We start from the raw sequence: 6,093 nt of genomic DNA, 5'->3' as shown, positions 1-6,093 counted from the left end.
TTTGAAAAGAACTGTAACAAAAGAAGACATATGATTACTAATTATATAAACTTGCTACAATGAAAAAGTTATTCTCTATATTTTTGATCACTCTGTTTGCTTTTGCAGGCGCTCAGGAATCTAAAGAAACAGCCAACCGTTTCTTTTATGAACTGACTTTTAAGCCTAAGAAAGATTCAGCAAAATTGGATAAAGTCATTACAATTTTAGATATTACAGATAAAAACAGATCTATTTATCAGGATTATACAGTGATTGCTCAAGATTCTATCATGAAAATTGAAATGGAAGCAATTAAGAAATCAGGAATGATGAGAGACTTTTCAAAATCTCTTAAAACACCAAAAATTTCATCCAGAATATATAAGTCTTACCCAAGTATGAAAGTACAATACGTGGATAAGATAGCTAACGGATTTACTCCAACAAATATTGGTTATAGTGAAGAATTAAAATTCAATTGGAATATCTTAGCTGATAAACAAAAAATAGGAGAATATAACGCACAAAAGGCGACAACTGATTTTGGAGGAAGAACTTGGACTGCTTGGTTTAGTACAGATATTCCATTTCAGGACGGACCTTATAAGTTTTACGGGCTTCCCGGTTTAATTGTAAAAATTGAAGATGCTGATAAAAATTACTCTTGGGTATTGCAGGGAAATAAAAAAGTGAAAGATTATACGGAATTCTCTTACATTGAAAATTTAATGCACGCTTCAGGAGGAAAAGTAAATGAGTTAACAAGAGAAAAATTTGAAAAAACTTTTAATGACTTTAAAAAGGATCCGTTTTCTTCTGTAAGACCTATGATGACACAGGAAATGATGTCTAAAACCATCCCTGGAATGGATGGGACGGTAGGAGATATGATGAAAAAGCAGGAAAAGCAGTATAAGGATTTTTACAATGCTAACGACAATCCAATAGAAAAAGAACAGCCTTCTGACAAGAAGAAAAAATAAGACTTCATATCAACTAAATTATATTTTGAATCACCCCAGATACAGCAATGTGTTTGGGGTGATTTCTTTTATGCTAAAACGTTATTTAGATTAAATTTAAATAGCGTATATTTGCAGGACTAAAAATTAGGCTTTGAAAGAGAAAGGATTACATAAATTAAGTGGATTCCCTAAAAATAAAATGGGGAAGATATTGGGATATGATAACGACCATCTTAAAATGCCCAATAAAATTATTGAAATGGGACTTCTTCCGGAGACTATTTTCAGAATTTTGTATCAGGCTCCGTTCAGCGGGCCAATGTATGTAGAATTTGGAGCAGAAAAAAGCCGGATTGCTCTTCGTGAGGAGGAAGGAGATTACATCATTGTTGAAGAATTGAATTAATGCAGGAAAACAAGAAAAAACAGATACTTTTAGTCGGGAATCCTAATGTAGGGAAGTCAACGGTTTTTAACACGCTTTGCAACAAAAAGCAGAAGACCGGGAACTACGCCGGCGTTACCGTTGCAAGTCATTCGGGGAACTATGTTTACAAAAACGAAGAAGTAGAGGTTATCGACCTTCCAGGTTCTTACAGTGTATACCCGAGTTCAGAAGATGAGGCTATTTTTTCCAAATATCTTATTGATGAGCAGAAAAACTATGCAGGAGTTGTTTATATTCTTGAAGCATTAAGTTTAAAAAGAGGACTGCTTCTGTTTCAGCAGATTCAGGATCTTGGAATTCCAATGATTCTGATTGTCAATCAGATTGACCAGGCAGAAAGAAGAGGAATTACTATAGATATTCAAAAATTTTCCGAAGCATTAGGTATTCGTATTATTCAAACCAATGCCAAGGAACAGATCGGGATTGATACAGTAAGGGAAGCTGTTTATAACAATGAGTTTGTAAAAACAGATAAAGTTTCTTTCGAAACCCCAAACGAACACAGAGATTTTATTCAGAAACTGGCTGCCCATAAAGGGTTTGACAATGAATATAAAGCATGGATGAGCCTTTCACTGGGAACCGATCTTGGAAGAATAGGCTCTGTCATGGAACAGCTGAATGAACCGGATTCTAAAAGCTTAGTACCGAAAAGGCTGCAGGTTCAGGAAACCGTAAGAAGGTATCAGAATGTGGACAAAATTCTGGCTGATGTCATTTCTAAAAAGGCTCAGTTCAAAGAATTATTAACCGAAAAACTGGATAAAGTTTTAGTTCATAAATTCTGGGGTTATGTAGTCTTTTTGGCAATTCTGCTGATTATTTTCCAAAGTGTTTTCTTCCTTGCAGAATATCCGATGAGCTGGATTGAAGATACATTCTCCTGGCTGGCTGCATTTACCAGCGAACATCTTCCCGAAGGACCGATTAATTCATTGATTTCAAATGGAATCGTTCCCGGAATAGGAGGAATTGTGGTTTTTGCACCACAGATCGGAATTCTCCTGTATTTCCTTTACCTGCTTGAAGATTCAGGATATATGGCAAGAGTAGTATTCCTGATGGACAGACTGCTGCGTCCCTTCGGACTTAACGGTAAAAGTATCGTTCCGCTTGTATCAGGAACTGCCTGCGCCATTCCTGCCGTGATTTCTACAAGAAATATTGAGAATGTAAAAGAAAGATTGCTTACGATATTGGTAACACCATTCATGACATGCTCTGCCAGACTTCCGGTATACAGTATTATTATCGGACTGATTATCTCAGAAGGAACATTTTTAGGAATAAAATATAAAGCCCTGGTATTGATGGGAATGTATCTTCTTGGTTTCCTGGTCGCTTTATTCTCCGCATCAATTCTCAAAAGATTTATTAAAAGCAAAGGAAAAACCTATCTTGTAATGGATCTTCCTGCTTATAAAAAACCGCTTTTCGGATATGACTTTAAAATGGTTTTGGGAAAAGTATGGGATTTCATTACCGGAGCAGGAAAAATAATTTTCATTGTAAGTATCATTATCTGGTTTTTAAGCTATTTCGGGCCAAGCCAGAAAACAAATGAATTTGTAGCTACAGATGTTCACTTAGACCATTCTTATCTTGCTAAGATGGGTAAAGGAATAGAACCCGTAATTGCTCCTCTTGGTTACGACTGGAAAATGGGTGTAGGAATCCTTACAAGCTTCGTGGCAAGGGAAGTCTTTGTGGGAACAATGTCTACGCTCTATAGTCTGGAAGATGATGCTCCGGAAGTGAAAGTTATTGATAAAATGAGAAGAGATGTAAAACCCAACGGTGAAAAAGTCTTCAGTTTTGCAACCGGAATTTCGGTGCTTCTTTTTTATGCATTTGCAATGCAGTGTGTTTCTACACTTGCAGTAGTCTACAGAGAAACCAAAAGCTGGAAATGGACCGGCTTTCAGGTAGTCATGATGACAGGTTTGGCATATTTTGTGTCGATGATAGTATATCAGATTTTAAAATAATGGAATCATCATTAATCATTCAGTACGTACTTATTGTATTAATCGTGGCATTTGCTTGCTACTCTTTATTTAAAGTACTTAAAAAGAATTTCGCACCAAAGAAATTCAGCTCCAAAAGAACCAATTGCGATAAAGATTGCGGCTGTTCTTAAACAATACTTAACCGGAATATTAAAAAAATAATAGTACTTTCATCCTTTGAAAATACTATTATTTTGAATTTAAAAAACACAATTTCGGTTCTCCTTTTGTTCTCATGCATTTTTTATGCTAAATGCCAGACAGATACAATGCTTGTTAAATCCTATAGAGATAAGGTGATGATCCGCCTTAATCTGGATACCAATCTTGAAAAGTATATTCTTTCCCAAGGAGGAAACGATAAAATGGAGCTGTCCATCAATAACAAAACAAGAACGTCTGTATCTATTGACTACCGCGCCATTAGCGCAACCCTTTCTTTCTCACCCAAATTTATCCCGGGAAATAATCAGGATGATCTGAAAGGAAAAAGTTCTTATACAGATCTGAGCTTCAGGTTTTTTCCAAAAAGATTTATCCAGACTCTTTATTATAAAAAAGTAAAAGGGTTTTACGTGGAAAATATGAAAGATTTTATTCCGGATTGGAAAGAGACAGATGCATATTTACAATTCCCGGACTTAAAGGTATTGAGCTTTGGAGGAACAACATCGTATGTGCTCAATAAAAACTTCTCGGCCAAAAGTGTATATACTCACAGTGAATGGCAGAAAAAAAGCAACGGAAGCTGGATTCCCTATCTGGATTATGATGTCAGCTTTTTCACCAATACAATAAATGAAGTGAAAAGCAAGGAAGTTCAGTATAAAATAGGGGCCAATATGGGATACTTTTATAATTGGATTATAAGAGATAAAGTGAATGTTGCTCCCTACCTTTCTGTAGGACTTGGAGGACAGTTTTCAAGCTCCCGGCAGAACAATCAGCAGAAAGAAAACGAACAGTTTGTAACCCTGAGAATGGAAGGAGGTCTTCACGTGGGATATAATTCAGACCGCTTTCTTTTTGGAGGAAGGATGAACTTTAGGGCTTACACGTATCAGAAAAACGGAGAAGCAGTTGAAAATAATAACCTTTATGGACTGTTATATATTGGGTATCGTTTTGCACCACCGAAAGTTGTGAAAAATACCTATGATAAAATCCAAAAAAAGATTCCGGTTTTATAAGTTGAAGGGTCTTTTAAGTATCTTTGCGTTGGAAAATTTAGAGAAAACAAAATAAATTAAAAAAACATCATGTCATTAATAAAATCTATTTCCGGAATTCGCGGAACCATTGGTGGTAAAGTAAATGATAACTTAACACCGCTGGATGTTGTAAAATTCGCATCCGCTTTCGGAACCTGGCTTCAGAATAATAAAAACAAAAAAGATCTTACTCTTATCATCGGAAGAGATGCCAGAATTTCCGGCCAGATGGTTTCTTCCTTAGTTACAGCTACATTGCAGGGATTGGGGATTAATGTGATAGATCTTGGCCTTTCTACAACCCCTACTGTTGAAGTAATGGTGCCTGAGCTGAATGCAGACGGAGGAATTATCCTTACCGCTTCTCATAATCCAAAACAATGGAATGCCCTTAAATTATTAAACGAAAAAGGAGAATTCATCAGCGGTGAAAACGGTGCTGAAGTTCTGGCGCTGGCAGAAAGTGAAGACTTCAACTATGCAGAAGTGGATGATCTTGGAAAATATGAAACAAGAGACGATGCTTTCGATATCCATATTCAGCAGATCCTGGATTTGCCAATGGTAGATGTGGATGCGATCAAAGCGAAGAACTTTAAGGTTGTTCTGGATGCGGTAAACTCTACAGGAGGGATTGCTATTCCAATGCTTTTAGATAAATTAGGTTGTGAAACCATCAAATTATATTGTGAACCTACAGGACACTTCCCACACAATCCTGAGCCTTTGAAAGAACATTTGGGAGATATCTGCGAATTGGTGAAGAAAGAAAATGCAGATTTGGGAATCGTTGTAGATCCGGATGTAGACAGATTGGCCCTGATTGATGAAAAAGGAGAAATGTTTGGAGAAGAATACACCCTGGTTGCCGTTGCAGATTACTTACTGAAACATAAAAACGGAGTAGCTGTTTCTAATCTTTCTTCAAGCCGTGCTCTAAGAGATGTGGCACAGGCTCACAACTCAGAATACTTTGCGAGTGCTGTAGGAGAAGTAAACGTTGTTACTTTGATGAAAGAGAAAAATGCTGTCATTGGAGGAGAAGGAAACGGAGGAATTATCTACCCTGATTTACATTACGGAAGAGACTCTTTAGTGGGAGTTGCACTGTTCTTAACGCATTTAGCCAAAGAAAACAAAACTGTTTCTGAACTGAGAGCAGGATATCCAGGCTATTTTATGGGTAAAAAGAAAATAGAACTTACACCGGAGATTGATGTAGATGCTATCTTAAGCAAAATGGAACAGGAATACCAGAATGAAGAAGTTTCTACAGTAGATGGTGTAAAAATAGACTTTGAAAACAACTGGGTTCACCTTAGAAAATCCAATACAGAGCCAATCATCAGAATTTATACTGAAGCTAAATCTCAGGAAGAGGCAGATCAGTTAGGAGATGATATCATTGCTAAAATCAAGAGTTTAATCTAAAAATATAGGAAGAACGGGCATATTGTCCGTTCTTTTTTATATCA

At 36.5% G+C, this 6,093-nt stretch carries 5 protein-coding genes; all 5 read left to right on the top strand.

What is annotated here, in order from left to right:
- Window positions 1–59: 59 nt before the first annotated feature.
- The 5 genes from LIV57_RS18990 to glmM all read left to right on the top strand — a co-directional run bounded on the left by LIV57_RS18990 (window position 60) and on the right by glmM (window position 6,049).
- The gene (locus tag LIV57_RS18990; protein ID WP_110008921.1) at window positions 60–965 is read left to right on the top strand and encodes a GLPGLI family protein; all 906 of its coding nucleotides are present in this window, start codon (window positions 60–62) and stop codon (window positions 963–965) included.
- 133 nt (window positions 966–1,098) lie between these two features.
- Entirely contained in the window at window positions 1,099–1,353 is a 255-nt protein-coding gene (locus LIV57_RS18985; protein WP_082798751.1) for a ferrous iron transport protein A, read from the top strand.
- Complete coding sequence (feoB, locus tag LIV57_RS18980; protein WP_227943867.1) at window positions 1,353–3,386, top strand: ferrous iron transport protein B; 2,034 nt, start codon at window positions 1,353–1,355, stop codon at window positions 3,384–3,386. Before LIV57_RS18985 ends, feoB begins: the two co-directional genes overlap by 1 nt.
- Window positions 3,387–3,676: 290 nt before the next feature.
- On the top strand, window positions 3,677–4,597 hold the full coding sequence (locus LIV57_RS18975) for a DUF4421 family protein (RefSeq protein WP_227943866.1): 921 nt from the start codon (window positions 3,677–3,679) through the stop codon (window positions 4,595–4,597).
- 69 nt (window positions 4,598–4,666) lie between these two features.
- Window positions 4,667–6,049: a phosphoglucosamine mutase gene (gene glmM, locus LIV57_RS18970; protein WP_227943865.1), complete on the top strand. Its 1,383-nt coding sequence runs from the start codon at window positions 4,667–4,669 to the stop codon at window positions 6,047–6,049.
- Window positions 6,050–6,093 lie beyond the last annotated feature (44 nt).

It is taken from the genome of Chryseobacterium sp. X308 (assembly GCF_020733145.1).
GTDB classification, from domain to species: Bacteria; Bacteroidota; Bacteroidia; order Flavobacteriales; family Weeksellaceae; genus Chryseobacterium; species Chryseobacterium cupriresistens.
This window is presented reverse-complemented; position numbering and strand designations above follow the sequence as displayed.

Coding starts and splice junctions, on each gene's coding strand:
- glmM (WP_227943865.1), top strand. CDS start 4,667: ATGTCATTAATAAAATCTATTTCCGGAATTCGCGGAACCATTGGTGGT.
- LIV57_RS18990 (WP_110008921.1), top strand. CDS start 60: ATGAAAAAGTTATTCTCTATATTTTTGATCACTCTGTTTGCTTTTGCA.
- LIV57_RS18975 (WP_227943866.1), top strand. CDS start 3,677: ATGCTTGTTAAATCCTATAGAGATAAGGTGATGATCCGCCTTAATCTG.
- feoB (WP_227943867.1), top strand. CDS start 1,353: ATGCAGGAAAACAAGAAAAAACAGATACTTTTAGTCGGGAATCCTAAT.